The sequence below is a fragment of the Embleya australiensis genome (assembly GCF_051903075.1).
Classification (GTDB): Bacteria; Actinomycetota; Actinomycetes; order Streptomycetales; family Streptomycetaceae; genus Embleya.
Genome location: NZ_CP182422.1, coordinates 6,362,167 through 6,388,023, shown reverse-complemented (window position 1 = coordinate 6,388,023; position 25,857 = coordinate 6,362,167). Strand labels below are relative to the sequence as shown.

Annotated in this window: 25 protein-coding genes; 5 read left to right on the top strand and 20 right to left on the bottom strand. The window is 70.9% G+C overall.

Translation table 11 applies throughout. The annotated features are described in order from the left end of the window. Nucleotides 1-119: 119 nt before the first annotated feature. The 7 genes from ACMXN5_RS27430 to ruvC all read right to left on the bottom strand — a co-directional run bounded on the left by ACMXN5_RS27430 (nt 120) and on the right by ruvC (nt 6,787). Nucleotides 120-668, bottom strand: coding sequence for an adenine phosphoribosyltransferase (locus ACMXN5_RS27430; protein ID WP_395790996.1), 549 nt, complete (start codon nt 666-668; stop codon nt 120-122). Beyond that, nucleotides 668-1,831: a protein translocase subunit SecF gene (gene secF / locus ACMXN5_RS27425; protein ID WP_439677463.1), complete on the bottom strand. Its 1,164-nt coding sequence runs from the start codon at nt 1,829-1,831 to the stop codon at nt 668-670. Before secF ends, ACMXN5_RS27430 begins: the two co-directional genes overlap by 1 nt. Then, nucleotides 1,831-3,534 (bottom strand): protein translocase subunit SecD, encoded by a 1,704-nt coding sequence (gene secD / locus ACMXN5_RS27420; protein ID WP_439677462.1) that lies wholly within the window; start codon nt 3,532-3,534, stop codon nt 1,831-1,833. The genes secF and secD overlap by 1 nt, the downstream gene beginning before the upstream one ends. A gap of 236 nt (nt 3,535-3,770) precedes the next feature. After that, the gene (gene yajC / locus ACMXN5_RS27415) at nt 3,771-4,235 is read right to left on the bottom strand and encodes a preprotein translocase subunit YajC (protein ID WP_439677461.1); all 465 of its coding nucleotides are present in this window, start codon (nt 4,233-4,235) and stop codon (nt 3,771-3,773) included. A 150-nt stretch (nt 4,236-4,385) separates the two neighbouring features. Beyond that, the gene (ruvB, locus tag ACMXN5_RS27410; protein ID WP_439677460.1) at nt 4,386-5,474 is read right to left on the bottom strand and encodes a Holliday junction branch migration DNA helicase RuvB; all 1,089 of its coding nucleotides are present in this window, start codon (nt 5,472-5,474) and stop codon (nt 4,386-4,388) included. Nucleotides 5,475-5,583: 109 nt separating this feature from the next. Next, nucleotides 5,584-6,183, bottom strand: coding sequence for a Holliday junction branch migration protein RuvA (ruvA, locus tag ACMXN5_RS27405; protein ID WP_439677459.1), 600 nt, complete (start codon nt 6,181-6,183; stop codon nt 5,584-5,586). Between the two features lie 55 nt (nt 6,184-6,238). After that, nucleotides 6,239-6,787 (bottom strand): crossover junction endodeoxyribonuclease RuvC, encoded by a 549-nt coding sequence (gene ruvC / locus ACMXN5_RS27400; protein ID WP_439677458.1) that lies wholly within the window; start codon nt 6,785-6,787, stop codon nt 6,239-6,241. A gap of 330 nt (nt 6,788-7,117) precedes the next feature. On the opposite strand from ruvC, the gene ACMXN5_RS27395 reads away from it, so the two are divergent. Then, a complete protein-coding gene (locus ACMXN5_RS27395) occupies nt 7,118-8,419 on the top strand; it encodes a mannosyltransferase family protein (protein WP_439677457.1) in 1,302 nt (433 codons plus the stop codon). 154 nt (nt 8,420-8,573) lie between these two features. Here the strand turns inward: ACMXN5_RS27395 and ACMXN5_RS27390 are convergent, their stop codons facing one another. The 7 genes from ACMXN5_RS27390 to pgsA form a co-directional block, all read right to left on the bottom strand. Next, nucleotides 8,574-9,329, bottom strand: a complete 756-nt coding sequence (locus ACMXN5_RS27390; RefSeq protein WP_439677456.1) for a YebC/PmpR family DNA-binding transcriptional regulator — start codon at nt 9,327-9,329, stop codon at nt 8,574-8,576. Nucleotides 9,330-9,404: 75 nt separating this feature from the next. Next, nucleotides 9,405-10,016, bottom strand: coding sequence for a pyridoxal 5'-phosphate synthase glutaminase subunit PdxT (gene pdxT / locus ACMXN5_RS27385; protein WP_439677455.1), 612 nt, complete (start codon nt 10,014-10,016; stop codon nt 9,405-9,407). 90 nt (nt 10,017-10,106) lie between these two features. Beyond that, complete coding sequence (pdxS, locus tag ACMXN5_RS27380) at nt 10,107-11,051, bottom strand: pyridoxal 5'-phosphate synthase lyase subunit PdxS (protein ID WP_078974445.1); 945 nt, start codon at nt 11,049-11,051, stop codon at nt 10,107-10,109. An 87-nt stretch (nt 11,052-11,138) separates the two neighbouring features. After that, entirely contained in the window at nt 11,139-11,675 is a 537-nt protein-coding gene (locus tag ACMXN5_RS27375; protein WP_380010413.1) for a hypothetical protein, read from the bottom strand. A 38-nt stretch (nt 11,676-11,713) separates the two neighbouring features. Continuing rightward, nucleotides 11,714-12,835: a glycosyltransferase family 4 protein gene (locus ACMXN5_RS27370; protein WP_439677454.1), complete on the bottom strand. Its 1,122-nt coding sequence runs from the start codon at nt 12,833-12,835 to the stop codon at nt 11,714-11,716. Next, a complete protein-coding gene (locus ACMXN5_RS27365) occupies nt 12,832-13,758 on the bottom strand; it encodes a phosphatidylinositol mannoside acyltransferase (protein WP_439677453.1) in 927 nt (308 codons plus the stop codon). The genes ACMXN5_RS27370 and ACMXN5_RS27365 overlap by 4 nt, the downstream gene beginning before the upstream one ends. After that, nucleotides 13,755-14,459: a phosphatidylinositol phosphate synthase gene (pgsA, locus tag ACMXN5_RS27360; RefSeq protein ID WP_439677452.1), complete on the bottom strand. Its 705-nt coding sequence runs from the start codon at nt 14,457-14,459 to the stop codon at nt 13,755-13,757. Before pgsA ends, ACMXN5_RS27365 begins: the two co-directional genes overlap by 4 nt. 236 nt (nt 14,460-14,695) lie before the next feature. Here pgsA and ACMXN5_RS27355 point away from each other — a divergent pair, with 236 nt between their 5' ends. After that, the gene (locus ACMXN5_RS27355) at nt 14,696-16,855 is read left to right on the top strand and encodes an elongation factor G-like protein EF-G2 (protein ID WP_439677451.1); all 2,160 of its coding nucleotides are present in this window, start codon (nt 14,696-14,698) and stop codon (nt 16,853-16,855) included. A gap of 101 nt (nt 16,856-16,956) precedes the next feature. Here ACMXN5_RS27355 and ACMXN5_RS27350 read toward each other — a convergent pair whose 3' ends face one another. The 5 genes from ACMXN5_RS27350 to thrS all read right to left on the bottom strand — a co-directional run bounded on the left by ACMXN5_RS27350 (nt 16,957) and on the right by thrS (nt 22,829). Then, on the bottom strand, nt 16,957-18,252 hold the full coding sequence (locus tag ACMXN5_RS27350; RefSeq protein WP_439677450.1) for a hypothetical protein: 1,296 nt from the start codon (nt 18,250-18,252) through the stop codon (nt 16,957-16,959). A 199-nt stretch (nt 18,253-18,451) separates the two neighbouring features. After that, complete coding sequence (locus tag ACMXN5_RS27345) at nt 18,452-19,723, bottom strand: glycosyltransferase 87 family protein (protein WP_439677449.1); 1,272 nt, start codon at nt 19,721-19,723, stop codon at nt 18,452-18,454. After that, nucleotides 19,720-20,124, bottom strand: a complete 405-nt coding sequence (locus tag ACMXN5_RS27340; protein WP_439677448.1) for a thiol-disulfide oxidoreductase DCC family protein — start codon at nt 20,122-20,124, stop codon at nt 19,720-19,722. Before ACMXN5_RS27340 ends, ACMXN5_RS27345 begins: the two co-directional genes overlap by 4 nt. A gap of 64 nt (nt 20,125-20,188) precedes the next feature. Continuing rightward, on the bottom strand, nt 20,189-20,749 hold the full coding sequence (locus ACMXN5_RS27335) for an HIT family protein (RefSeq protein ID WP_380010319.1): 561 nt from the start codon (nt 20,747-20,749) through the stop codon (nt 20,189-20,191). A 100-nt stretch (nt 20,750-20,849) separates the two neighbouring features. After that, the gene (gene thrS, locus ACMXN5_RS27330) at nt 20,850-22,829 is read right to left on the bottom strand and encodes a threonine--tRNA ligase (protein WP_439677447.1); all 1,980 of its coding nucleotides are present in this window, start codon (nt 22,827-22,829) and stop codon (nt 20,850-20,852) included. A gap of 282 nt (nt 22,830-23,111) precedes the next feature. Here thrS and ACMXN5_RS27325 point away from each other — a divergent pair, with 282 nt between their 5' ends. The 3 genes from ACMXN5_RS27325 to ACMXN5_RS27315 all read left to right on the top strand — a co-directional run bounded on the left by ACMXN5_RS27325 (nt 23,112) and on the right by ACMXN5_RS27315 (nt 24,993). Next, the gene (locus ACMXN5_RS27325) at nt 23,112-23,522 is read left to right on the top strand and encodes a hypothetical protein (protein ID WP_395791028.1); all 411 of its coding nucleotides are present in this window, start codon (nt 23,112-23,114) and stop codon (nt 23,520-23,522) included. Nucleotides 23,523-23,584: 62 nt separating this feature from the next. After that, nucleotides 23,585-24,304 carry a DUF3105 domain-containing protein gene (locus ACMXN5_RS27320; RefSeq protein ID WP_439677446.1) on the top strand — a complete coding sequence of 240 codons (720 nt, stop codon included), beginning with the start codon at nt 23,585-23,587 and terminating at the stop codon, nt 24,302-24,304. A gap of 23 nt (nt 24,305-24,327) precedes the next feature. Then, nucleotides 24,328-24,993, top strand: a complete 666-nt coding sequence (locus ACMXN5_RS27315; protein WP_439677445.1) for a DUF305 domain-containing protein — start codon at nt 24,328-24,330, stop codon at nt 24,991-24,993. A 109-nt stretch (nt 24,994-25,102) separates the two neighbouring features. On the opposite strand, the gene ACMXN5_RS27310 is transcribed toward ACMXN5_RS27315, so the two are convergent. After that, nucleotides 25,103-25,723: a DedA family protein gene (locus ACMXN5_RS27310; RefSeq protein ID WP_395791032.1), complete on the bottom strand. Its 621-nt coding sequence runs from the start codon at nt 25,721-25,723 to the stop codon at nt 25,103-25,105. Nucleotides 25,724-25,857: the final 134 nt, after the last annotated feature.

The window sequence follows — 25,857 nt, the reverse complement described above, 5'->3', positions numbered from 1 at the left end:
GTACTGACCCGCGCCGTCGACACTCGGCCATCCGGTTCGGCGGCCGCCGAAACGGCGGAGGCCGGAGGCTCCCCACCTGGGGCGCCTCCGGCCTCCGGACACCGGCCGCGGGCGGCGTGTCACACGACGATGAACGACTCCAGCGCGCCGTCCGGCAACACCGGCGCGAGCCGGGCCCGGCCGGCCAGGAAGCCGAGTTCGAGCAGGACCTCGACCCCGACCACCTCGGCTCCGGCGCGCCGGATCAGGTCGATCGTGGCCTCGACGGTCCCGCCGGTGGCGAGCACGTCGTCGATCACGAGCACCCGGTCACCGGCCTCGAACGCGTCCTGGTGCACCTCGAGGGTGGCCGAGCCGTATTCCAGCTCGTAGGACTGCGCGTAGGTGGCGCACGGCAGCTTGCCCGCCTTGCGCACCGGCACGAAGCCGGCCCGGGCCCGCAGGGCGACCGGAGCGGCGAGGATGAAGCCGCGGGCCTCGATCCCCACCACCTTGTCCACCCGGCCGGCGCAGCGCTCGGCCAGCGCGTCGACCAGCGCCGCGAACGCGACCGGGTCGGCGAGCAGCGGCGAGATGTCCTTGAACACCACGCCCGGCTTCGGCCAGTCCGGCACGTCCCGGATCCGGCTGTCGAGCAGCTTGCGCAGCTCGTCGGGGTCGGTGGCCATCAGCGCTTCCTCTTGCCGCCGGGACGGGTGCGCGCCCGGCCGCGCGCGGCGCCGGCGCGAGGCGCACCGCCCTGCGCGGGTACGGTCTCGTCCTCGTCCGCCTCGGTCTCCTCGTCCACGTCCGGGTGACCCTCGGCCTGGTCCGCGGGGATGCCCGCGGCCTCGGCGGCCTTGGCCGCCTTCGCCTCGGACGCCCGACGCTGGGCCACCTTCTTCGCGAGCAGCCGCATCTCCGGCGACCGCTCCTTGAGGTCGGCCAGTATCGGCGTGGCGATGAAGATCGACGAGAACGCACCGGCGGCCAGACCCACGAACAGCGACAGCGCGATGTCCTTGAGCATGCCCGCGCCCAGCAAGCCGCCACCGACGAACAGCAGCGAGGCGACCGGAAGCAGGGCGACCACGGTGGTGTTGATCGAGCGCACCAGGGTCTGGTTCAGACCCGCGTTGGCCGCTTCGCTGTAGGTGCGCTTGGTCTGCTTGGTGATGTTCTTGGTGTTCTCCTTGACCGTGTCGAATACCACGACCGTGTCGTACAGGGAGTAACCGAGAATCGTCAGCAGACCGATCACCGTGCCCGGCGTCACCTCGAAGCCCACCAGGGCGTACACGCCGATGGTGATCACGATGTCGTGGATGAGCGCGACCAACGCCGCCACGGCCATACGCCACTCGAAGGCGAAGGTGAGGTAGATCACCACCAGGATCATGAAGATCACCAGGCCCTGGAGGGCCTTCTTGGAGATCTCCTTGCCCCAGCTGGGACCGACCACCTGCGTGTTGATCTTGTCGGGCGCGACCTTCAGATCCTTGGCGATGGCCGCCGCGATCTGCTTGGTCTTGTCCGCGTCGGACTCGGCGAGCTGGATCCGCAGGCCGCTGCTGCCGAGCTTTTGCACTATGGCCTCGGTGCCGTCGGTGAACGGCTCCACCGCCTTGCGCGCGTCGCTCTGCGAGGCCGGGGTGTCCTGGATGGTGTAGACGGACCCGCCCTTGAACTCGATGCCCTCGTGCAGCCCGCGGCCGAGCAGGCCGCCGACCGCGAGCACCAGGATCAGCGCCGAGATCGAGTACCAGATCTTCTTGCGACCGACGAAGTCGAACGAGACGTCACCGTGGTGCAGCCGGACGCCGATGTTCTTGATGTCACCGAAGCGACTCATCACGCCTCCTTCACGCCGGCGGCGCGCCCACGGGGGCGACGACCGCGGTACGACTGGCGCTGATTGGCGCCGAGCGCGACGGGGTCGAGGCCGGACCACTTGTGGCCGTCCGCGAAGAACCTGCGCCGGGCGAGGATCGTCATGAGCGGCTTGGTGAACAGGAACACCACCACGACGTCGAGCAGCGTGGTCAGGCCGAGGGTGAACGCGAAGCCCTGGACCTTGCCGACCGAGACAACGTAGAGCACCGCGGCGGCCAGGAACGACACCGCGTCGGACACCAGGATGGTGCGCCGGGCACGAGGCCACGCCTTCTCCACGGCGGGTCGCAACGTGCGACCCTCACGGATCTCGTCCCGGATGCGTTCGAAGTACACGATGAACGAGTCCACCGTGATACCGATCGCGGCGATCGCGCCGCAGACCGCCGGCAGGTTGAGTGCGAAGCCGATGCTTCGGCCGAGCAGACACATGATGGCGTAGGTCAGGGCCGCCGAGACCACCAGACTCGCGATGCTCACCAGGCCGAGGCCGCGGTAGTAGAACAGCGAGTACAGGATGACCAGGACGATGCCGATCGCACCCGCGATCAGACCGCCCCGAAGCTGGTCGCCTCCGAGCGAGGCGGACACCGTGGTCACGTCGCTCTTGGTGAAGGACAGCGGGAGCGCGCCGTACTTGAGCACGTTCTCCAGGTCCTTGGCCGAGCTGCGCGAGAAGTCGCCCGAGATCACCGCGCTGCCGCCGGGGATCTCCGACTTCACCGACGGCGCGGAGACGACCACACCGTCCAGGTCGATCGCGAAGCGGTTGGTCGGGTACTTGCCCTGCGCCAGGTCACCGGTGATCTTGGTGAACTTGCCGGTGCCGGAGTCGCTGAACTTCAGCTCGACTTCCCAGCCGCCGACGGAACCGTTCTGCGGCAGCTGCGCCTTCGACGAGGACACGTCGGTGCCGGGGATCAGCACCGGGCCCAGGATGTACTTCTCAGCGTTCTCGCCCTGGGTGCGGCTGCACGCCACGGTGGGCTTGTCCTCCGGAATGGGCTCCGTACCCAGGCCCCGGTTCTCCGGGAGGTTGCAGTCCAGATTGGTGTACTTCGCGCGCAGCTCGGGCGTGATGCCGTTCGCGTCGGCGCCGGCCGGTGGGGTGTTCGCCGGAGGCGTCGCGGGCGGAGTGGTCGCGGGCGGAGTCGTCGGCGGCGGCGTCGGGGCACCGGACGCGTCCTTCAGGTTCGGGATCACCCGACCCTGCGGCTTGTTCGACTCGGCCGCCGGCGGCGTACCCGCGGGCGGGTTGCTCGCCGGCGGCGCGCTCGCGGGCGGCGTCGACGGCGGGGTCAGCGGCAGCTTGGTCCCGCTCTGGGGAGCGACCGGCCCCGCCTCGAGCACGGGACGGAAGAACAGCTTCGCGGTCTGACCGACCTGCTCCGCCGTCTCCTTCTCGTTCTTGCCCTTGGGGATGCTGATGACGATGTTCTTGTCGCCCTCGGTCTGCACCTCCGCCTCGGACACACCGAACGCGTTGACGCGCTGGCGGATGATCTCCACCGCGGTCTGCATGTTCGTCTTGTTGACCGCGCCGTTACGGCCCTGGTCGGCCTTTGCGGTGAGCGTGACACTCGTGCCGCCCGCGAGGTCGATGCCCAGACGTGGGGTCTTGTCCCCGGTCGAGAACATGATCGCGTACAACGCCACGATCACGACCCCGATGAAGGCAAGGACCCGTCCCGGGTGCCCTCGGGAACTCGATTTCGGTGCTGCCACCTTCGCCCAATCTCCCTCTCGATGCCGCCGCGTCGGGATTGCCCCACGGTCGCCGGCACGGCACGGCGCCCGACGGATGGTCGGGCGCTCTCGTATCCGGGGTGTCACCCCCGGTCACATGACTGTATTGCTCCGCGGCGGCCCTGGGACCACCGCGGCCACCACGAGCCGAGCTAGTCCTGCTTGTCGTCCTTGCGCAGCCGGTCGCCGGTCTCGGGCGCCTTGCTCGCGCCCTCGGCCTTGGTCACGTCCACGGTCTTGCCGTCCGCGGCGTCGGCGTCCTCGCCGACCTCGGGCTTCTTGTCCAGACGTACGGCGTCGTCGCCGCCCTCGGCGGCGTCGTCGTGCTCGTCGTCGGCGTCGTCGTCCTCGGGCTCGTCGCCGGAGGACAGGACCGCCGCGATGGCGCTCTTCACGAAGCGGCAGTGCACGTCGGGGGCCACCTCAAGGATGACGGAATCGTCCTCGACCTCGGTGACCGTCGCGTACAGACCCGCGATCGTACGGACCTCGGCCCCCGGAACCAGCGAGTTCTGCGTTTCCATGGCCTGTCGCTGGCGTGCCTTCCCGGGCTTGATGATCAGGAAGTAGAACACCACGACGATGATTACTGGCAGGAGGAGGGTAAGCGGGTCCACGGCTTGAAACGATTCCTTCCCAAGGCCGCGCGGCGGCCCGGACGGTGACACTCGGCCGGCCACGGCGCGGCAGCCTCGGCGGAGTCTAGACGGGTACTTACTACAGGAACAACGACTACCGGCCGCGTGCGTTCCCGACACGCAGCGGCCTCACTCGGTTGCATCCTTACCGGTCACGGCGCCGTTGTCGAACAACACGCTCTGTTGTGCGCCGTGCCGATTGGGCAGCGCCCCCTGTGGGGGGTTGAGTCCCAGATGCGACCACGCCTTGGCGGTGGCCACCCGGCCGCGGGGCGTGCGGGCCAGGAAACCGCTGCGGACCAGGAACGGTTCGGCGACCTCCTCGACCGTCTCGGTCTCCTCCCCCACCGCCACGGCCAGCGTGGACAGGCCCACCGGACCGCCGCCGAACAACGTGGTCAGGGCCTGGAGCACGGCCCGGTCCAGCCGGTCCAGGCCCAGTGCGTCCACCTCGTAGACGTCGAGCGCGCGGGCCGCGATGTCGCGGTCGACCTTGCCGTTCGCCCGCACCTGCGCGTAGTCGCGGACCCGGCGCAGCAGCCGGTTGGCGATCCGCGGCGTGCCCCGCGAGCGGCCGGCGATCTCCGCCCCGCCCTCGGCGGACAACTCGACGTCGAGCAATCTTGCCGAACGATTCAGCACCCGTTCGAGTTCGGCGGGCGCGTAGAAGTCCATGTGTCCGGTGAAGCCGAACCGGTCGCGCAGCGGCGGCGGCAGCAGTCCGGCCCTGGTGGTCGCGCCCACCAGGGTGAACGGCGGCAGGTCCAGCGGGATGGCGGTGGCCCCGGGTCCCTTGCCGACGATGATGTCGACCCGGAAGTCCTCCATCGCCATGTACAACATCTCCTCGGCGGGCCGCGACATGCGGTGGATCTCGTCGAGGAACAACACCTCGCCCTCGGACAGCGAGGACAGGATCGCGGCCAGGTCGCCGGCGTGCTGGATGGCCGGGCCCGAGGTGATCCGGATCGGTACGCCCATCTCGGCCGCGATGATCATCGACAGCGTGGTCTTGCCGAGCCCGGGCGGGCCGGACAGCAGCACGTGGTCCGCGGTCGCGCCGCGGCCGAGCGCCGCGGTCAGCACCAGGGACAACTGCTCGCGCACCCGCTCCTGGCCGATGAACTCGTCCAGGTTCTTCGGGCGCAGCGCGGCCTCGACGGCCTGCTCCTCGCCGTCCGCCTCGGCGGTCACCAGGCGTTCGCCGTCCTGCGTCATCGTGTTCCGCCCAGGGTCGTGGTCGTACGGCCTGCGTTCATCCTGCCGGACGCCGGCGACATCCCCGGCACCGCGCGTGCCGCGTCGTGGCCGGCTCGCCGGGCGGGGTTCATCGGCGGTTCAGGCCGCGCAGGGCCGATTTGAGCAGGGCGCCGATGTCGGGGGTCGCGGCGCCGTCCGCCTCGGGGGCGACCGCGTCGACCGCCTCCTCCGCCTCGCGGGCGGCGTAGCCCAGGCCGACCAGCGCGGCGTGCAGCTGGTCGCGCCAGCCCGCGCTCACCGGGCTGCCGACGCCGACCGCGCCGGTGGGCGCGCCGAGCTTGTCCTTCAGGTCCAGGAGCAGCTTCTGCGCGCCCTTGGGGCCGATCCCGGGCACGGCGGTCAGCGCCTTGGCGTCCTTGGCGGCGACCGCGGCGCGCAGCGCGTCGGGGCTGTACACGGCGATCATCGCGAGGGCCAGCTTCGGGCCCACCCCGTTGGCGGTCTGCAGTACCTCGAACGTGCGCTTCTCGTCGTCGTCGGCGAAGCCGAACAGGGTGAGCGAGTCCTCCCGGACCACCAGCGACGTGGCCAGTCGGGCGGGTGTGCCGACCCGCAGGCCGGCGAGCGTGGTGGGCGTGCACTGCACGGCCAGCCCGACCCCGCCGACCTCGACGACGGCGGTGTCGGGGCCGATGCCGGCCACCGTTCCGGAGACGAACGCGATCACCCGAGTGCTCCTGCGTGGTTGGTGAGGTGGGGCGGTACGGCCGGGGCGGCCCCGGTCAACGGCGGGTGCCGCGCGGGAGCCGGCCGGCCGGGGTGCGGGCCGCGGCGACCGCCGCCGCGAGCCGGTCGGAGGCGCCGCCGCGCCAGATGTGGCAGATCGCCAACGCCACCGCGTCGGCGGCGTCGGCCGGTTTCGGCGGACCGTCCAGGCGCAGGATACGCGTCACCATGGCGCCGATCTGGGCCTTGTCGGCGCGCCCGCTGCCGGTCACCGCGGCCTTGACCTCGCTGGGCGTGTGCAGCGTGACCGGCAATCCGCGCCGCGCGGCGCACACGATGGCCACGGCGGAGGCCTGCGCGGTGCCCATCACGGTGCTCACGTTGTGCTGACTGAACACCCGCTCGACCGCGACACAGTCCGGGCGGTGCCGCTCCAGCCACTCGTCGATGCCCTGCTCGATACCCAGGAGCCGGGCGTCGATCGTGGCATCGGCGGGTGTGCGCACGACACCGGCCTCGATCATCCGCAGCGGTTTGCCCACCGCGCCGTCGACGACCCCCACGCCGCATCGGGTCAGACCGGGGTCGACCCCCAAGACCCGCATGCCGCGCCCCTCTCGTGTCGTACTCGCGTCGCGTTCGCGGCGTTCCCGTGTGGTTGCCGCGTCGGTGCCGGTCGCGCCGCGGCGACCGACACCCGATACGAACACGTGTTCGCCCGAGGAAACCCTAGTGCAGCCGCGCCGATCCCCTCGGTATCGCCACTCCGTGATCACTCGTTCGAGCGACACGTAGGCTTGTCCCGGTCGATAACGCCCCGATGACAGCCCTGTGACGATCGTTCCCCAAGCGGCCCGGTCGCCGACGGGGAGCCCGCACGGGCAGCGCTAGGGTCGCTTGCAGACTGCTCCCCGCTCGCCGCCCGGAAGGTTTTCATGCCGTCGCCGTCCATGCCGGTCGTGGTGACCCCGCCGGCCGCCGAGAAGGGTGCGACCAGGATGCCGGCGGCGCCCGACACCGTGTTCGCGGACGGCTTCGCCGAGCGTGTGCGACTCGGCGGCGCCGAAGTGCTCGGCCGTGCGCGGGCGTCCTTCCGCCCGGCCCGCACCGCGGTGTTCGGGTATCTGATCGCGCGCGCGATCAACCTCGTGGTGCTCGCCCTGATGGCGCTGGCGACGGGCAAGCCGTTCTGGTCGAAGCTCGGTTCCTGGGACGGTGCGTGGTTCCGCGACATCGCCGACTTCGGCTACGTGGACAAGATCCCGGTCTCCCCGACCGGCAAGCCGTACTGGACCAACGTCGAGTTCTTCCCCGGCTATCCCTGGGCGATGCGCCTGGTCTGCGACCTGACCGGGCTGTCCGCGCTCAACGCCGGGATGGTGGTCACCGGGGTCGCCGGCGTGGTGGCCGCGTGGGGGTTGTACGCGCTCGGGCGCGAACTGACCGGCAGCCACCGGGTGGCCACCTTGTTCGCGTTGCTCTGGGGGGTGGCGCCGGGGTCGATGGTGCTCACCATGGTCTATTCCGAGGCGCTGTTCGTGGCGTTCGCCTCGTGGGGCCTGCTGGCGGTGGTGCGCCGGCAGTGGACCCTGGCCTGTGTGTTGTGCCTGTTCGCGGGGCTGACCCGCAACACCGCGTTCGCGCTGGTCGCGGCGCTGGGGGTGACGGCGCTCGCGATCGTGCTGCGGCGGCGGGAGGACGGCGCGCGGGTGGGCCTGTTGGCGCCCGAGGCACGGCGCCCGGTGCTGGCCACGCTGATCTCGCCGCTGGCCTGCGTGGGCTTCATCGCGTGGGTGGGCTGGCTGGCCGGGCGCCCCGACGGGTGGATGTGGATCCAGGACAAGGCGTTCAACCTGCGGTTCGACGCGGGCATAAGCACCGTCCAGTGGATGAACAAGTACCTCACCCACCTGGGCCGACCGATCTACGTGGTCTGCACGTTCGTGATCATCCTGTCGGTGGCGCTGATGATCTGGTCGTTCCGCGACCGCCGGATCCCGCTGTCGGTGCACGTCTACGGCGCCGTGGTGATGTTCCTGGCGCTGACCACGAGCAACGGCTGGTTCTTCCACTCCAAGCCGCGCTTCATGCTGCCGGCCTTCACCATCCTGCTGCCGCTGGCCCGCCTGATGGTCAAGTGGCCGCGCGGGGTGGTGATCTCGATCCTGGTGGCCGGGGCGGCGTTCTCCGGGTGGTACGTGGGCTTTTTGCTGTACGTGATAAACACCAACCCGTAGCCGGCGGTCGCGCCCGAACGTGCGTGGGGCCGACGGCAACCGCCGTCGGCCCCACGCACGTTCGGGAAAATCCGACTACTCGTCGATCCTCGCCATGACCTCGTCCGGCACGTCGTTGCGATCCCCGCCGGCCGTACGACCGGCGCCACCGCCCCTACTCGGCGTTCAGATTCTCCAGGACCTCGTCCGGCACGTCGAAGTTCGCCCAGACCTCCTGGACGTCGTCGCTGTCCTCCAGGGCCTCGATCAGCCGGAAGATCTTGCGCGCGCCGTCCTCGTCCAGCTCGACCGAGACGCTGGGCAGGAAGTTGGCGTCGGCCGAGTCGTAGTCGATCCCGGCGTCGACGAGCGCGGTGCGCACGGCGACCATGTCGGTGGCCTCGCTGACCACCTCGTAGGTCTCGCCCAGGTCGTTGACCTCCTCGGCGCCGGCATCGAGCACCGCGCCCAGGATGTCGTCCTCGCTCAGGCCGTTCTTCGGCACGATCACGACGCCCTTGCGGGTGAACATGTACGACACCGACCCCGGGTCGGCCATCGAGCCGCCGTTGCGCGTCATCGCGACCCGCACGTCGGACGCCGCGCGGTTGCGGTTGTCGGTCAGGCACTCGATCAGCACCGCGACACCGTTCGGTCCGTACCCCTCGTACGTGATCGACTGGTAATCGGCGCCGCCGGCCTCCGCACCGGAGCCGCGCTTGACCGCGCGGTCGATGTTGTCGTTCGGGACCGAGGACTTCTTGGCCTTCTGAATGGCGTCGTAGAGCGTCGGGTTGCCGGCGACGTCACCGCCGCCGGTGCGGGCCGCCACCTCGACGTTCTTGATCAGCTTGGCGAAGAGCTTTCCGCGCCTGGCGTCGATGACGGCCTTTTTGTGCTTGGTGGTCGCCCACTTCGAGTGGCCGGACATCCGCCTCTACTCCTTCGGGTCGCGGGTGCGCTGCACGGACCTGTACAGGCTGGAAGATCCTACCGGCGCGCGGACTCAGAGCGTGGCACGGACCATGTCGACGAAGTACGCGTGCACGCGCCGGTCGGGGGTGAGCTCGGGGTGGAAGGACGTGGCGAGCAGGTTGCCCTGGCGAACGGCCACGATCCGGTCGCCGTACGGCTCGGCGCTCAGCCGGGCCAGCACCTCGACCTCGGCGCCGACCGACTCGACCCACGGGGCCCGGATGAACACGCCGTGGATGGGGTCGTCGCCGTCGAGGCCGGCGAACGGGACGTCGGCCTCGAACGAGTCGTTCTGGCGCCCGAACGCGTTGCGCCGCACGATCATGTCGATCCCGCCGACCGTCTCCTGGTCCTCGCGGCCGTCCAGGATCTTGTCCGCGAGCATGATCATGCCCGCGCACGAGCCGTAGACCGGCATGCCCTCGGCGACTCGCGCGCGCAGTGTCGGGAACAGGCCGAAGGAGACCGCGAGCTTGGACATCGTGGTCGACTCGCCACCGGGTATGACGAGCGCGTCGAGGTCGGCGAACTCCTCGACCTTGCGCACCGGGCGCGCGATCGCGTCGAGTTCGGCCAGCGCGATGGCGTGTTCGCGCACGTCACCCTGGAGGGCGAGGACACCGATGATGGGAGTGGTGGACACGTCAACCTCGTCCGGTCGTAGGTACCGAGCCGGGCCCGAACGCGGATCGCGTTCGGGCCCGGCCCACGGCATGTGCGAAGTGCTGCGGGACTACCAGCCGCGGCCGGCGTAGCGCTGCTCGGCGGGGAGGGTGTCGATGTTGATGCCGACCATCGCCTCGCCCAGACCGCGCGAGACCTTGGCGATCACGTCCGGGTCGTCGAAGTGCAGGGTGGCGTCCACGATCGCCTTGGCGCGCTTGGCCGGGTCGCCCGACTTGAAGATGCCGGAGCCGACGAACACGCCCTCGGCGCCGAGCTGCATCATCATCGACGCGTCGGCGGGGGTGGCGATGCCGCCCGCGGTGAACAGCACCACCGGCAGCTTGCCGGCCTCGGCGACCTCCTTGACCAGCGCGTACGGCGCCTGGAGGTTCTTCGCGGCGACGAACAGCTCGTCCTCGTCGAGGACCGAGAGCGCCTTGATGTCCTTGAGGATGGTGCGCATGTGGCGGGTGGCCTCGACCACGTTGCCGGTGCCGGCCTCGCCCTTGGAGCGGATCATCGCCGCGCCCTCGGTGATCCGGCGCAGCGCCTCGCCGAGGTTGGTCGCGCCGCACACGAAGGGGGTGGTGAAGCGCCACTTGTTGATGTGGTTCGACTCGTCGGCCGGGGTGAGCACCTCGGACTCGTCGATGTAGTCCACGCCGAGCGACTGGAGCACCTGGGCCTCGGCGAAGTGGCCGATGCGGGCCTTGGCCATCACGGGGATGGACACGGCGCCGATGATGCCGTCGATCATGTCGGGGTCGGACATGCGCGCGACGCCGCCGTCCTTGCGGATGTCGGCCGGCACGCGCTCGAGCGCCATGACGGCGACCGCGCCCGCGTCCTCGGCGATCTTCGCCTGCTCGGCGTTGACGACGTCCATGATCACGCCGCCCTTGAGCTGCTCGGCCATGCCGCGCTTGACCAGGTCGGTGCCGGTCTGGGGGGTTGCGGGGGTGGTGGACACGGATGACCTCACACAGATGCGATCGACGACGGTTGGCTCCATCGTACGGGTGATGTGGATCCTAATGTCATGCCACCCCGGCGAATTACCCGGGCCAATCTGTCCATGGTGGCCTGCACGTGGCTCCTGTCAGGACCCACCGGGCTGCAATGTGCGGGGTTCCTCGTCGTCCATCTCGAAGGTGACGGGGTACGGGGCGTGGCCGGCCAGCCGCAGGTAGCGCACCAATCGGTGCCGGCGCACCGCCCGCGCACCGCGCACCGCGTCGTTGTGGAATCGCCGCGCCATCGGCACGCGGCGCACCGCGGTCTGCAGTTCCGCGACCAGTTCCTCGCCGCCGGGTCGGGCCCGGAGGTCGTCCGCCTGGGCCGGGTCCTCGAACAGGAACCGCAGCGCCCGGGTCAGATCGCTTTCGGCGACCTCACGCTCCTCCTCGGCGGCGTTGCGCGCCTCGTGCGCGGCGCCGGCCAGCACGAGCGAGGACGCCGGATCCAAAAGCCCCGAGGTGGCGATCTCCTGCGCCACGGCCGAGCGCCGCAACAACTGCGCGTCCAAGGCCGCCCGACTGGAGTCCACCCGCGCGTGCAGCCGATCGAGCCGCCCGGCGGTCCAACTCAGGTACACCCCGACCGCGAGCACGGCGATCAAGATCCAGATGACAGTCATCACCCGGCGACCCTAGTACGCGCCGCCGGGGGCGCTTACTACGCCGCGGGTGCTCCGGCGGTGACGGTTTCGTAGACGCCGAGGATGTCCGTGCCGACGGTCTCCCAGTCGTAGCGCCGCACGTGCTTGCGCCCGATCTCGCGCAACTCGTCGCGTCGCGCCGGATCCCGCAACAGGCCCACCGCGGCGGCGGCGAGCGCCTCGGCGTCCTCCACCGCGAACAACTCCCCCGCCCGCCCGCCGTCCAGCACCTGGCGAAACGCGTCCAGGTCGCTCGCCAGCACGGGCGCCGCCGCCGACATCGCCTCGACCAGGATGATCCCGAAGCTCTCGCCGCCGGTGTTCGGCGCCACGTACACATCGACGCTGCGCAACAGCCGCGCCTTGTCCAGGTCGCTGACCATGCCGAGGAAGGTGACCTGCCCGCGCAGCGCCTCCGGCAGATCCTCCACGGCCTCCTCCGCGTCGCCGCGCCCCGCGACCAGCAGCCGCACGCCGGGAAACGCCTCGACGATCCTGGGGAACGCCTCGATCAGGGTGGGAAGTCCCTTGCGCGACTCGTCGATTCGCCCGATGAAGCCGATGGTGGGCGCCTCGGGCGTGCCCTGCCACGCGGGCTCGACGGGCGCGTCGGCGAAGAAGCCGACATCGACCCCGTTCGGGATCACCACCGCGTCGCCGCCCAGGTGTTCGACCAGCGTGCGGCGCGCGTACTCGCTGACCGCGATCCGCGCGCTGATCTTCTCCAGCGCGGGTTGCAGGATCGGGTAGGCCGCGATCATCGCGCGCGAGCGGGCGTTGGAGGTGTGGAATGTGGCCACCACCGGCCCGGACGCCGCCCAGCACGCGAGCAACGACAGGCTGGGGGTGGCCGGTTCGTGGATGTGCAGCACGTCGAAGTGCCCGTCGTGGATCCACCGCCGTACCCGCGCGGCGGACAGGAACCCGAAGTTGAGCCGGGCCACCGAACCGTTGTAGCGCACCGGCACGGCCCGCCCGGCCGGCACCACGTAGTCCGGCAGCGGGGTGTCGTCGTCGGCCGGCGCCAGGACCGAGACCTCGTGGCCCCGGGCGATCAGGTTCGCCGCCAGGTCCCGCACGTGGTACTGGACACCGCCCGGCACGTCCCACGAGTAGGGGCAGACGACGCCGATCCTCACTTGGCCCCCTCGATCCGGGCGAGCCGGCGTCGGTCCAGGTCGGCGAGCCACAGCGGCTGAAGCATGTGCCAGTCCTGCGGGTCGCGCGCGATCGCCCGCGCGTAGGCGTCGGCGACCTGCTGCGTCATCACCGCGATCTTCTCCCGGCGGGTGCCCTCGGCCGGCACCTCGATCTCCGGGTGCAGCGTGCCGCGGATGACCTTGCCGTCCCACGGGAGGGTGACCGGGATCAGCGCCGCGCCGGTCTGGACGGCCAGCGCGGCGGGCCCCGCCGCCATCCGGGTCGGCTCGCCGAAGAACGTCACCGGCACCCCGGCGGCGGTCAGGTCGCGGTCGGACAGCAGGCACAACAACCGGCCCTCGCGCAGCCGGCGCGCCAGCGTGCCGAACGTATTGCCGTCGCCGCCGGTCAGCGGCAGCACCTCCATGCCCAGCGACTCGCGATAGGCCACGAAGCGCTGGTAGAGCGACTCGGGCCGCAGCCGCTCGGCGACGGTGGTGAACGGGTAGCCCTTGAGCGTGATCCAGGCGCCGGCGTGGTCCCAGTTGCCCATGTGCGGGAGCGCGAAGATGACGCCCTTGCCGCGCGCGCTGCACTTGTCGAGCAGCGTGACGTCGCACTCCATGCGGGACAGCACCGTCTCCTGGTCCCATACCGGCAGGCGGAACGCCTCCTGGTAGTAGCGCAGGTAGGACCGCATGCCCTCGCGCGAGACCTCGCGAACGCGCTCTGGTGTGGCGTCGGGCCCGAGCACGCGGCGCAGGTTGGCCTCGAGTTGCCGCACTCCGCCGCCGCGCCTGCGCCACGCGACGTCGGCGATGCGACGGAAGATCGCGGTGGCGACCGGTTCGGGCAGCCGCTTGACCACGGACCAGCCCAGGGCGTACCCGGTGTCGGCCAGTCGCTGCCCGACCTCGGTCATGCCTTGTCACCTCCGGGCAGCGCGTTGTCGATCGCGGACGCCGAACGATGCACCGCGATCATCCGCTGGAAGACGGTGATCACGCTGCCCACGGCGATGAACCAGAGCGCCGCCTCCTGGATGTACGGCACACCGAGCCCGTCGAGGCCGGTCGCCACCAGCGAGATGACCAGCCGTTCGGCCCGCTCGATCACTCCGGACACATCGCACGCCAGGCCCAGGCTCTCGGCGCGGGCCTTGCAGTACGACACCACCTGGCCGGAGCCGAGGCAGACGATGGCCAGGATCGACATCCGCAGGTTGTCGCCGTCGCCCGCGAACCAGATCGCCAGCGCGCCGAAGATCGCGGCGTCCGCGACCCGGTCGAGCGTGGAGTCGAGGAACGCCCCCCACTTGGTCGAGCGCCCCAACTGGCGCGCCATGTTGCCGTCGACCAGGTCGGAGAAGATGAACGCGGTGATGACGAGCGTGCCGGTGAGGAACCAGCCGATCGGGAAGAACACCAGCGCCGCGACGACCACCCCGAGGGTGCCGATCAGCGTCACCGTGTCCGGACGCACGTTGTGGCGCAGCAGGAAACTCGCGAACGGGGTGAGCACACGCGTGAAGAAGGCACGAGCGTATTTGTTGAGCATCGCCTTCCCGAAGGATTGCCGGGGCGGCGGGGGATCCGAGGGACTCGACCCGCCTGGTGCGCCCATCGTACTGACGCGGTCGCACGTCCCGAGCCCCCCGTCGTCCGGGCGTGCCCCACCCGGGCGTGCCGCGTTGGAGAAGGGCGCGTACGGCGAGGACACTTGTACTCGGTCCGGCGTCGGGGCAATGCTGCCGTTCAGGAATCGATTTGCGGACGTTGGCGTACCGACGACCGACTTTGCACCTGCGCGTCCGGGACGTCTGCGACGACCGCACCAGATGGACAACCAGGAGGTGGCACATGGCGGATAAATCCGGAGCTAGCGCCGGAACCGTCGGCAGGGTAACCGCACCCGCGGGCCCGAACGCGGTACGCAACGTGGTGCTGGTGGGCCACACGGGGGCGGGCAAGACGACGTTGGTGGAGTCCCTGCTCGTGGCGACCGGGACGATTCCCCGGGCCGGTCGCGTCGAGGATGGGACGACCGTCTCGGACTACGAGGACATCGAACACCGCCAGCACCGGTCGGTGGCGTTGTCGCTGTGCCCCGTCGAGTACGAGGGTGTCAAGATCAACCTGCTCGACACCCCGGGCTACGCGGACTTCGTCGGCGATCTGCGGGCCGGTCTGCGCGCCGCGGACGCGGCGCTGTTCGTGGTCTCGGCCGCCGACGGTGTGGACGGCTCGACCCGGATGATCTGGGACGAGTGCGCCTCGATCGGCATGCCGCGCGCGATCGTGATCACCAAGCTCGACCAGGCCCGCGCCGACTTCGACGAGATGGTGCTGATCTGCCAGCGCGTGTTCGGCGACCCCGACTCGGACACCGTGCTGCCGCTCTACCTGCCGCTGCACGGCGAGGACGAGAGTGTGGCCGGTCTGATGGGCCTGCTCACCCAGCGCGTCTACGACTACTCCTCCGGCACCCGGCAGAGCCTGGACCCCGATCCGGAACACCTGCCGCTGATCGAGGACGCCCGCAACCGGTTGATCGAGGGCATCATCGCGGAGAGCGAGGACGAGTCCCTGATGGACCGCTACCTCTCCGGCGAGCGGATCGATGTGGACACGCTGATCGGCGACCTGGAGACGGCGGTCGCCCGCGGCTCGTTCTATCCGGTGCTCGCGGTCGCGCCGGACGGGCTGGGCACCATCGAGCTGCTCGAGGGCATCATCCGGGCCTGTCCCGCACCGCCCGAGCACGAGGTCCTGCCGGTCACCACGCCCGACGGCAAGCCGCGCGACCCGCTGACCTGCGACCCGGAGGGCCCGCTTGCGGCCGAGGTGATCAAGACGACCTCCGACCCGTACGTGGGCCGCATCTCGCTGGTCCGGGTCTTCTCCGGCACGCTGCGCCCGGACATGACGGTGCACGTGTCCGGACACGGGATGGCCGATCGCGGCCACGAGGACCACGACCTGGACGAGCGCATCGGCGCCATGTCCGTGCCGCTGGGCAAGCAGCAGCGCTCGTTGAACCGGGGCATCGCCGGCGACATCGTCGCGATCGCCAAGCTGACCCGGGCCGAGACCGGCGACACCATCTCGGACAAGGACGATCCGCTGCTGATGGAGCCGTGGATGATGCCCGACCCGCTGCTGCCGGTCGCCATCCGCGCGCACAGCAAGGCCGACGAGGACAAGCTCTCCCAGTCGCTGGCCCGCCTGGTCGCCGAGGACCCGACGCTGCGCCTGGAGCACAACACCGACACCCACCAGCTGGTCCTGTGGTGCATGGGCGAGGCGCACGTCGAGGTGCTGCTCGACCGGCTGCGCAGCCGCTACGGGGTCGCGGTGGACGCGGTGGCGCACCGGGTGTCGCTGCGCGAGACGTTCGCGGAGAAGGCGAGCGGGCGCGGTCGACACGTGAAACAGTCCGGCGGGCACGGGCAGTTCGCGATCTGCGAGATCGACGTGGAGCCGCTGCCGGGCGGGAGCGGGTTCGAGTTCGTGGACAAGGTCTTCGGCGGCTCGGTGCCGCGCAACTTCATCCCGTCGGTGGAGAAGGGCGTGCGCGCGCAGATGGACAAGGGCGTCGCGGCCGGCTATCCGATGGTGGATCTGCGGGTGACGCTGACCGACGGCAAGGCGCACTCGGTCGACTCCTCCGACATGGCCTTCCAGATGGCGGGCGCGCTCGCGCTGCGCGAGGCCGCCGCGAGCACCCGGATTCACCTGCTGGAGCCGGTCTCCGAGGTGCGGGTCACCGTCTCCGACGAGTACGTGGGCGGCGTGCTCAGCGACCTCAGCTCGCGTCGCGGCCGAGTCGTGGGCACCGAGCCGATCGGCTCGGGCCGCACCCTGATCCGGGCCGAGGTCCCGGAGATCGAGATCAGCCGCTACGCGATCGACCTGCGCTCGATCAGCCACGGCACGGGCCAGTTCGCCCGCACCTACTGCCGCCACGACCCGATGCCCCCGCAGTTGGCCGCGAAGGTCACGGAGGACGCGGAGTCCTGACGCTCGACCGCGCGCGGCACGACCGGCCGGTACGACGGGCCGGCCGGTCGGGTCGGCGCGCTGCCTTGGCACCCCGCCGCCCGCCGTCCCGCCCGCTCCCGTCAGGGGATCGGCAGCGGGCGGTCCAGGGCGGTCAGGGTCAGCAGTACGCCGGCCGACGTCCAGGCCAGGGGGGCCACCGAGGCGGGTTTGCCGTCGGCGGAGACCTTCTCGGGAAGGGAGCCGGCCGCGGTGCGGTGGTCGGCCAGCCAGTCGAGCCGCTGCCGCGCGCCGGCCCGGTCCCCGCTCGCCGCGCTGAACAGCGCGAACGACGCGGTCTCCGGGGTCCACGCCGCCGTCGGGTCGCCGGCCCAGTGCTCGCCCGGCAGGATGCCGCCGTTGGGCAGCGTCAGCCGTTGGGCGGCGCCGCGAACCGCGCTCGCGACCCCGGCGTCGGCCGGCGCGAACGGCGGGCCCAGCCACGTCACCGCCGTGTCAGCGCCGCCCTTGGCCGAGGCCGTGCGCGGGTAGTCGTGCCGACCGAAGGTGTCCCGGATCGCGCGGTCGAGCCGTTGTGAGGGTGCGGCCCAGCGTTCGGCCGCGACCGGGTCGGTCCGGCGGGCCAGGTCGACGGCCGCCCGCAACCCGGCCGACAGCGGCGCGGCGGTGCCCAGGGTGACCTGGTCGGTCCGGGTCTCCCAGTAGTCCGGGCCGCGTGGCGGCAGCCCGTTCGGCCGCAGCCGCCCGGTCACCGCGTCGCCGGCCGCGCGCACCATGGGCCACAGCTCGGCGAGCGCGGCGGTCGTCTCGGGGGCCTTCGGGTCCTGGTGGACGTACCAGAACCAGACCGCCCACGGCACCCAGCCGTTGCCGTCCAACTGGGCGGCGCGCTTGTCCCCGACGGGGCCGCCGTCCAGCCGATAGCGCGCCTCCCAGGTGCCGTCGGGGCGTTGCAGCGTGGCCAGTCGGCGCAGTACGTCGAGCGCTTCGCGGCCGTGCCCGGTGGCGGTGTAGGCCGCCGCGACCCACGCGGCGTCGCGCGGCCAGACGTACTTCCAGATGCCGTACCAGGCGGCGGCGACCGACCCGTCGGGCTGGGTCAGGACACGCATGTCGAGCAGTGCGCGCTCGGCCATCTCGCGGTCGCGCGGCGTCGCCCCGGGGACGGTGCCCCGGGCGAGCCAGGCGCCGTCGGCCTCGGTAGGCGCGGCGCGCGGCGCGTCGGTGGGCAGTGCGATCGGCCCGTCGGGGCCGGATATGACGCCGCCGAGGAGCAGCGGCCGGGTAGTGGGCGGGGGTGGGGCCGCGCCGCCGACGAAGACGACGATGCCGGTGGCGAGCAGTACGCCGATCACGGCGATGCCGAGGGAGCGGGCCCTGCCGAGCGAACGCCCGAGTCGGGGCCTCCTGTTCGCCACGTTCGCCGTCTCCGCCCCCGGGCCCCCCGTCGCCTTCGTGGCAACCGGGCCGTTACTCGTTCGGCCCAGTCTAGGCATCGTCGGATCATCGTTCGAACACGCGTCGGCAGACGTCCCGACCCTCCACCGCGCCCTCGCCCGCATCGCGCCCGCCTCGCCGTACGACCCGTGACCACGAGCCGGAGCGGGCGGGTACGGATCAGCTGAAAGTACGACGAGTGTACGAAGTCGGATCCGGGTCGGGCTCGGCGACCGGCGTCAAACCGGTCGAACAGGTGATTCGTCGGCGTTCCGCGACCAGGGACCAGACGCCGGCGACCAGCACGGCCAGGCCGACCAGGACATATGCGTTGCCCACGAGCAGCTGCCACCCGTGCAGGTTCAGCTCCCCACCGTCACCGAACGGCACCGTCCACACGATCCCGCTCGGCAGCACCCCGGAGACCCGGGCCCGGTGCATCGGATAGGCGGCGGCCACGGCGAGCACCGCGACCAGCGCGAGCGTGGCGGCCGGGGCGCGGGTGCGCCGGACCCGTTCGATCAGCACCACGACCAGCGGCAGCGCCCACGCCCAGTGATGGGTCCAGGAGATCGGCGACACCAGGAGCGCGGTCAGCGCGCACAGGCCCACCCCCGTGAGCGCCGCCCCGCGCCGGGCCGCCCGCACCGCGAGCGTCATCCCGACCGCCGCGACTGCCAGCGCGAGCAGTGGCCACAACCACCCGGGCGGCGACTCGGCGCCGAACTGCCGGGTCACCGCGCCGTGCACGGACTGATTGCCGGGGAACTGGGCCAGTCCGATCCGGGTGTCGTCCAGGAACAGGCCGCCCCAGTAGTCCGCGCACTCCCGGGGCAGTACCGCGAACGCCGCCGCGAAGGTGGCGACGAACACGCCCAGTGCGGTCAGCCCCTCACGGACCCGGCCGGTCAGCAGCAGATACGGGATGAAGATCGCCGGCGTCAGCTTGAGCCCGGCCGCCAGACCCACCCCCACACCGGCGAACCGGGCCCCGCGCGCCCGCGCGAAGTCGGACAGCACCAGGACGAGCAGCAGCAGGTTGATCTGGCCGAAGCGCAGGTTCTCCTGGACCGGCTCGGTCCACAACAGCACGGCGGCGGTCAGCGCGGTCGCCTTCACCCGGTCCACGCTCGACCCGACGATCCCCCACGCGAGCCACGTCGCAACCACGAGCAGCACGAGGTTGCCCGCCACCCCGATCACCTCGACCGCGCCCCACGGCAACCACGCCAGCGGGGTGAACGTCAGCCCGGCCCACGGCGTGTAGGTGAACGGCAACCGGCCGGGCCGGATCGTGTACAGCTCGCCGTCGCCGGCCAGCACCTCCAGGCCGCCCTGGCGATAGACCTTCAGATCGCCCAGCCACCACATGTCGGCGGACCCGAACGTGCCCAGCAGCAGATACGCGGTGATGGAACACGCGGCCACCGCGAGGGCCGTCCGGCGAGTCACCCTGCGGCGTTGACGGTGTCCGGCCGCAGGTGGGCCGGCATCGCACACGCGGGCGTCCCGCCGGGCATGCGGTCGCGGTTGTCGGCCACCAACCGGTACACCCCGTGCGCCGCGATGCTGACCGGCTGCACGCGCAGCGCCGCGCCGGCCAGGGCCCACGGGCCGCCCGCGTTCATCAGCAGCTTGGCCACCGCGTGGTGGCCGCCGTACACGGTGCCGACGGGGGTCACCCACAACACCTCGTGCTCGGCGCGGTGCTGCTCGACGCCCAACTCCTCCAGCTCGGCGAACTGCCAGGCCACCACGTCGGCGTCGAACGGAATGTGCTTTCGCGCGAACTCCACCGACCGGGTGCAGAAACCACAGTCGCCGTCGTACACGAGAACCGGTCGTGCGCTCAAAGCTCTTCTCCTCAACAACCGCTGACAACCACTGACAACCGCTCGGATCCTGCGGGTGGACGGGTCAGTCGACCGGCCAGGCGGTGGCCAACATCTCGCGGGTGTCCGCGAGCAGTTGCGGCAGCACCTTGGTATGCCCGACCACGGGCATGAAGTTCGTGTCCCCGCCCCACCGGGGCACCAGATGCTGGTGCAGGTGCGCGGCGATGCCGGCCCCGGCGACGTGGCCCTGGTTCATCCCGATGTTGAAGCCCTGCGCCCCGGAGACCTTGCGCAGTGTGCTCATCGCCAGCTTGGTGAACCGGGCGAGCTCTATCGTCTCGGCGTCGTCGAGGTCGGTGTAGTCGGCGACGTGCCGGTAGGGCACCACCATCAGGTGACCGCCGTTGTACGGGTACAGGTTCAACACCGCGTAGACCTGCTCACCCCGGGCGACGACGAGCCCGTCGACATCGCTCAGCGAGGGAATCCGGCAGAACGGGCACCCGTCGTCGGGCGTCGGCCCCGACGGCTTGTTCTCACCCTTGATGTACGCCATCCGATGGGGAGTCCACAGCCGGGCGAAGGCATCCGGCCCCCCAACCCCATCCTGGATCTCGGGCTCGCTCGTCATGCCAGGAAGCATATGCCGTGGGCACACACCGACCACGACCCGGTGACGGGCCGGCGGCGGCCCGGTGATCGCACTGCCGCGCGATCACCGGGCCGCCGCCGACGACATCGCGTCAGACCTGGACGCGCTCCCGGACGGCCTTGACGATCTCGGCCACCGCGGCGTCGACCGGGACGCCGTTGTTCTGCTCGCCGTTGCGGTAGCGGAAGCTCACCGCGCCGGCCTGGACGTCCTCGTCACCCGCGAGCAGCATGTACGGGATCTTGTCGCGGTTCGCGTTGCGGATCTTCTTCTGCATGCGGTCCGCGGAGTCGTCGATCTCGACCCGGATGCCCTGCGCCCGGAGCTTGGTCGCGACTTCCTCCAGGTAGGGCACGTGCTCCTCGGTGATCGGGATGCCGACCACCTGGACCGGCGCGAGCCACGGCGGCATCTTGCCCGCGTAGTGCTCGAGCAGGACCGCGAAGAATCGCTCGATCGAGCCGAACAGCGCACGGTGGATCATCACCGGCTGCTGCCGCGTGCCGTCGGCGGCGGTGTACTCCAGGTCGAAGCGCTCGGGCAGGTTGAAGTCGACCTGGATGGTCGACATCTGCCAGGTCCGCCCGATCGCGTCCTTGGCCTGGACCGAGATCTTCGGCCCGTAGAACGCGGCGCCGCCCGGGTCGTCGACCAGTTCCAGGCCCTGCTTCTGCGCGGCCTGGCGCAGCGTCTCGGTGGCCTCGGTCCAGTTCTCCTCGGTGCCGATCGACTTCTCCGGGTTCCTGGTGGACAGCTCCAGGTAGAAGTCGTCGAGGCCGTAGTCGCGCAGCAGGTTGAGCACGAACGTCAGCAGCGAGTCCAGCTCGCCCGCCATCTGGTCGCGCGTGCAGTAGATGTGCGCGTCGTCCTGGGTGAAGCCGCGCGCGCGGGTCAGCCCGTGCACCACGCCCGACTTCTCGTAGCGGTAGACGGTGCCGAACTCGAACAGGCGCAGCGGGAACTCGCGGTAGGACCGGCCCCGGGCCCGGTAGATCAGGTTGTGCATGGGGCAGTTCATCGGCTTGAGGTAGTAGTTCTGCCCCTCGTCCAGCTCCATGGGCGGGTACATGCCGTCGGCGTACCAGTCCAGGTGGCCGGAGACCTCGAACAGCTTGCCCTTGGTGGCGTGCGGCGTGTAGACGAACTGGTAGCCCGCCTCCTCGTGCCGGCGCCGCGAGTAGTCCTCCATCGTGCGGCGGATGATGCCGCCCTTGGGGTGGAAGACGGCCAGGCCGGAGCCGATCTCCTCGGGGATGGAGAACAGGTCCAGTTCGGCGCCGAGCTTGCGGTGGTCGCGCTTCTCGGCCTCCTCGAGGAAGGTCGTGTAGGCCTTGAGCTCGTCCTTGCTCGGCCATGCGGTGCCGTAGATGCGCTGGAGCTGCTTGTTCTTCTCGCTGCCGCGCCAGTAGGCGGCGGCCGAGCGCATCAGCTTGAACGCGGGGATCAGCCGGGTGGTGGGCAGGTGCGGGCCTCGGCAGAGGTCCTTCCAGCACAGCTCGCCGGTCTTCGCGTCCAGGTTGTCGTAGATGGTCAGCTCGCCGGCGCCGACCTCGGCGGACGCGCCCTCGGCGGCCTCGGCGGCGGAGCCCTTGAGGCCGATCAGCTCCAGCTTGTACGGCTCGTCGGCCAGCTCCGCGCGCGCGTCCTCGTCGGTGGTGACCCGGCGGGCGAAGCGCTGCCCCTGCTTGACGATCTCCTGCATCTTCTTCTCGATGCGCTTGAGGTCGTCGGGGTGGAACGGGGTCTCGACGTCGAAGTCGTAGTAGAAGCCGTCCTTGATCGGCGGGCCGATGCCGAGCTTGGCCTCGGGGAACAGCTCCTGTACGGCCTGCGCCAGCACGTGCGCGGCGGAGTGGCGCAGGATGTTCAGGCCGTCGTCGGAGCCGATCAGGACGGGCTCGACCTCGTCGCCGTCGACCAGGACGTAGGCCAGGTCGACCAGTCGGCCGGCCACGCGCGCGGCGACCACCGAGCGGTCGCCGTCGAAGAGCTCGGCGGCCGTCGTGCCCGTGGTCACCACCCGCTCGTCCCGGTCCGGGTCGCGGCTGATGGTCACTCGGGCTTCGGACACCGTTCGTCTCCTGACGTGTGGTTGGCGGATGTCGCGCGGCGCGGCTCGGCTCGCTGGTACGCCGATGCGCTCGCTCGCACACCGATGCTATCGAGCCGGGAGCGGGAACCTTGCCTCGGTTTCCCCATGCCGGGCGGGCGCCGGCCCGGCGTGGGGGCGCCGGGGCGAAGGTGTCGGCGGAGGCACCTGCGCAGTCGTGTCGCCGTCGCGGCGCGATCGCGACGACGAAAGATCGCGCCCCGACTTCCCACAGGGTCACTCCTTCGGGTGAGAATAGGGCCCGTGACGCAACGGATGGCCTCGCTGGCAGTCCCGCTGCGGCCGGTCATCCGGCTGTTGGCCGGGGCTGTGCTGGCGTGCGCCGCGCTCCTGGGCAGCGCGTTCCCGGTCCACGCCGAGTCGCTGCCGTCGACCGCGACCATTCCGACGGTGTGTCCCTTCCATCACTCGGCGCACGAGCAGCGGGACGCGGGCGGTCCGGACGACAAGGGCGACGGTTCGGGACGCTGCGGGGATCGCTCGCACGCGTGTGTGCCGGCCACCGTCCCGCCACTGCCGCCGGTTGTCGCGCCCTCGCCGTGCTCGATGTTGCCGCCGTGGTTGGCCGATCCGGACGCCGTAGGCATCGCGCTCGCGCCCACGCCCGCCAAGGACGCCCCCGATCTGACGGTGCTCTGCGTCAGTCGTACGTGATCCGCGCGGCACACCCTCGCACGGTCCACAGACGTATCCCGGAATCGGAATAAGGCGGAGCCATGGGGCAACAGTCCCCCAACACCTCGAAGAAGCAGAGCAAGGCACAGCGATCCGCCAGGATGGCGGCGACGCGTGAGCGGGTGGCCGCGCAGCGCGAGGCGGAGCGCAAGGCCGCCAAGCGTCGTTCGGCGATCATCTTCGGCGCTTCCGGCATCGCGGTCCTCGCCCTGGTGGCGGGGTTGACCGCCGTGGTCATGTCGTCGAGCGACGACGACAAGAAGTCGAGCGCGAACAACGTCATCGCCGACGTGCGGCCCAACCCCAACGAGAAGAGCGACATAGCCGGGGTGAGCACCTACACCGCGGCGCAGGGGCACATCTCCAAGCCCAAGGAGGTCACCTACCGGCAGGTTCCGCCGGTGGGCGGCGAGCACGACCCGGTGTGGCAGAACTGCGGGATCTACGACGCGCCGATCCCCAACCGCAACGGCGTGCACTCGCTGGAGCACGGCACGGTCTGGATCACGTACCAGAACAACCTGCCCGCGGACCAGCTGGAAGTGCTGAAGTCCAAGGTCAAGGGCAAGACGTACATGATGCTGAGCCCGTACGACGGCATCGACAAGCCGATCGTCGCCTCGGCGTGGGGTCTGCAGCTGAAGCTGGACAACGCGAGCGACCCGCGCTTGGACCAGTTCATCAAGGAGTACAAGGAAGGCAAGCAGACTCCGGAGCCCGGTTCGCCGTGCACGGGCGGGGTCGGGAAGCCGACCTCGTGAGGCCGCGCGCACGTGTCGCGACGATGATCGCGACCGGGTTGCTGGCCGTTCCGGTCCTGGCCGCCTGTTCCTCGGACGACTCCGGCACGCCGGCCGCCCCGCCCGCGCCCACGCGCGCGCTGGGTCCGGCGCCGGCGGCGGTGCCGAATCCGCCGGCGGACGACTCGGTGGACGCGGGGTTCGCGCGCGACATGCGCACGCACCACGCGCAGGCCGTGCAGATGGGGATGATGATCCGCGATCTGACCCAGGACGACGCGACGCGCAAGCTCGCGTACGACATCGCGCTGACCCAGCAGGAGCAGATCGGCCGGATGGCGTCGTGGCTCCAGATGTGGGGCCTGACGCTCGGCTCGACCCGGCCGGTCATGCAGTGGATGACGCCGGGTTCGATGCCGGGCCACTCCGGGCACGGCACGCCGGCCGCCGGTGCGGACACCCAGCTGATGCCGGGGATGGCCACGCAGGCGCAGTTGGACAAGCTGGCGACGTTGCACGGCAAGGACGCCGAGGTGATGTTCCTCCAGCTGATGATCGCGCACCACGAGGCGGGTGTGGCGATGGCCCGCGAGGGCCAGGCGCGCGCGCAGGTCCAGCAGGTGAAGGATCTGGCGAACACGATGGTCGTCGGGCAGAGCTCGGAGATCGACCTGATGCGCTCGATGTTGACGGAGCGCGGGGCGGGTTAGGCGCGGTGCGGGTGGGACGAGCCGCGGTGTACGCCCGGCTCGTCCGCCCGCCCGACACGCGTGCGGGGCACGGGATGTGCGTCCCGTGCCCCACACGTGTCGGATCGGGTCACGCCTCGGCGGTCGCCTCGCCGGCGTGGCGTCGGCGGCGGACCTCGCGCACGACACGTGCCGGTACGCCGACGATCAGCGGGACGGAGGCGCCCAGCGCCATGCCGCCGAGGGCGACCAGGAGCGGGCTGTCCTCGACGATGTGGCCGGCCAGCGTGCCGACCGTCATCGCGTACGACACCGAGATGATCGCGCCGACCAGGGTGGCCGCGCGGAACTGCGGCGGCGGGTAGCCGAGTCGGCCGGCGAGCATGTTCACCGCGGTCCGCCCGCCGGGCAGGAATCGGGCCGCGATCAGCGCCGACATGCCGCCCTTGGCGAGCGCGTTGCGGGCCAGGTCCATCGCCTTTTGTCGGCGCGGTCCGAGTACGGCGTCGCCCCCGCGGCGAAGTCGTGCGCGGCCGACCGCGTAGGCGCACTGGTCCCCGACGAAGGCACCGATCGCGGCGGTCAGCAGGACCATGGCCACATAGCGCACGTCTCCGTCGGCGACCGCCGCGGCGGCCATCACGAGTTCGTCGCCGGGCACGATGGGCACTACGGCGTCGATGGAGACGATCAGTGGCATCACCAGCCACAACCAGGGCGAGAACAGCAGCCCGGTCCCGGCGCCGGTCACTGGAGTACCCCCGACCACGCGCAGCGGATCGGGGGACGGGTATCGGTCACCGGGAGATCATCGCGCGATCGCCCATCCGGTGGAACATCGGGTCCGGGTCACCGACGCTCACGGGACGTGATACGGCCGGAAAA

What these genes read in the sequence shown, in the direction of transcription:
- ACMXN5_RS27430 (WP_395790996.1), bottom strand. Translation starts at nt 668, where the DNA reads ATGGCCACCGACCCCGACGAGCTGCGCAAGCTGCTCGACAGCCGGATC.
- secF (WP_439677463.1), bottom strand. Translation starts at nt 1,831, where the DNA reads ATGAGTCGCTTCGGTGACATCAAGAACATCGGCGTCCGGCTGCACCAC.
- ruvB (WP_439677460.1), bottom strand. Translation starts at nt 5,474, where the DNA reads ATGACGCAGGACGGCGAACGCCTGGTGACCGCCGAGGCGGACGGCGAG.
- ruvC (WP_439677458.1), bottom strand. Translation starts at nt 6,787, where the DNA reads ATGCGGGTCTTGGGGGTCGACCCCGGTCTGACCCGATGCGGCGTGGGG.
- ACMXN5_RS27395 (WP_439677457.1), top strand. Translation starts at nt 7,118, where the DNA reads ATGCCGTCGCCGTCCATGCCGGTCGTGGTGACCCCGCCGGCCGCCGAG.
- ACMXN5_RS27390 (WP_439677456.1), bottom strand. Translation starts at nt 9,329, where the DNA reads ATGTCCGGCCACTCGAAGTGGGCGACCACCAAGCACAAAAAGGCCGTC.
- pdxS (WP_078974445.1), bottom strand. Translation starts at nt 11,051, where the DNA reads ATGGAGCCAACCGTCGTCGATCGCATCTGTGTGAGGTCATCCGTGTCC.
- ACMXN5_RS27375 (WP_380010413.1), bottom strand. Translation starts at nt 11,675, where the DNA reads ATGACTGTCATCTGGATCTTGATCGCCGTGCTCGCGGTCGGGGTGTAC.
- ACMXN5_RS27365 (WP_439677453.1), bottom strand. Translation starts at nt 13,758, where the DNA reads ATGACCGAGGTCGGGCAGCGACTGGCCGACACCGGGTACGCCCTGGGC.
- pgsA (WP_439677452.1), bottom strand. Translation starts at nt 14,459, where the DNA reads ATGGGCGCACCAGGCGGGTCGAGTCCCTCGGATCCCCCGCCGCCCCGG.
- ACMXN5_RS27355 (WP_439677451.1), top strand. Translation starts at nt 14,696, where the DNA reads ATGGCGGATAAATCCGGAGCTAGCGCCGGAACCGTCGGCAGGGTAACC.
- ACMXN5_RS27335 (WP_380010319.1), bottom strand. Translation starts at nt 20,749, where the DNA reads ATGCTTCCTGGCATGACGAGCGAGCCCGAGATCCAGGATGGGGTTGGG.
- ACMXN5_RS27320 (WP_439677446.1), top strand. Translation starts at nt 23,585, where the DNA reads ATGGGGCAACAGTCCCCCAACACCTCGAAGAAGCAGAGCAAGGCACAG.
- ACMXN5_RS27315 (WP_439677445.1), top strand. Translation starts at nt 24,328, where the DNA reads ATGATCGCGACCGGGTTGCTGGCCGTTCCGGTCCTGGCCGCCTGTTCC.